This is a genomic window from Pseudomonas sp. HMSC057H01, from assembly GCF_001836405.1.
GTDB lineage: Bacteria > Pseudomonadota > Gammaproteobacteria > Pseudomonadales > Pseudomonadaceae > Pseudomonas > Pseudomonas aeruginosa.
In genome coordinates, this window is sequence record NZ_KV828377.1 from 1 (window position 1) to 807 (window position 807).

The following is an 807-nucleotide window of genomic DNA, read 5'->3' on the forward strand; positions in this document are numbered from 1 at the left end:
AGAGTAGGGAAAATAAATCTGTCCCCTTTATTCGGCCCCCTTTATTCGCTTTGGGTAATTAGCGTCAACGCACATTTCGCGCAATCAAGAGAGCGCGCTCTATCATGTTTTGGGTGATATACGGAACAAACCCTAATCTGTCACCCTGCTCGAAGCTGAATTGATAATTTGCAAGACAGCTAACGTCTCCAGCTATCGCCAAAGCTGCCAAGTGCCGCAACGGCATAGCACCCTTCGAATTTGTTGGCAAAGCTCTATAAGCTGCCAAGCCTTTTTCTATATCTTGAGCAGAAGCCCAAGATATAGCACTTTGAGAAAGTCTAACGACATCATCCAGTGAGAAATCGACTATTTTCTCCGGCACGTCATTACTCACAATAATCGGCACATAATTACTGGCCTCACCCAAAACGAATGCAACTGCCGCCGTAAAATTCTTCGTAGAAACAGATGGCATTAATGAAACCCTAAAATGATCAGAGCGCTTCCCTATAGTTGGAATAATCTGAACCTGGACTTCACCAATTTCGATTAGGCAAAAATAATCCCCAGCCTCATCTTTGTCGCATCTCCAGCCAAGCCCTTCTAGAGCTGACAATATCTCTATTTCTTTCACTACTTAGCACCTGGAAAATTCATGACCTCAACCGGAATTCCATTGGGATAGCCTTCTTGAGAAAAGGGACAGAAAAGGGGACAGATTTATTTTTCCTACTCTAATTTTGACTAGTGTTTATATTTCTCATTCCCACTGTATACCACTGCCGATCTTACCACACTGAACCACGTGAAGCGGATAGTTCAGTA

1 protein-coding gene is annotated in these 807 nt (G+C 43.4%); it reads right to left on the reverse strand.

Annotation, left to right across the window (positions count from 1 at the left end):
* Positions 1-64: 64 nt before the first annotated feature.
* Positions 65-616 (reverse strand): DUF6990 domain-containing protein, encoded by a 552-nt coding sequence (locus tag HMPREF2581_RS31460; protein ID WP_071535555.1) that lies wholly within the window; start codon positions 614-616, stop codon positions 65-67.
* Positions 617-807: the final 191 nt, after the last annotated feature.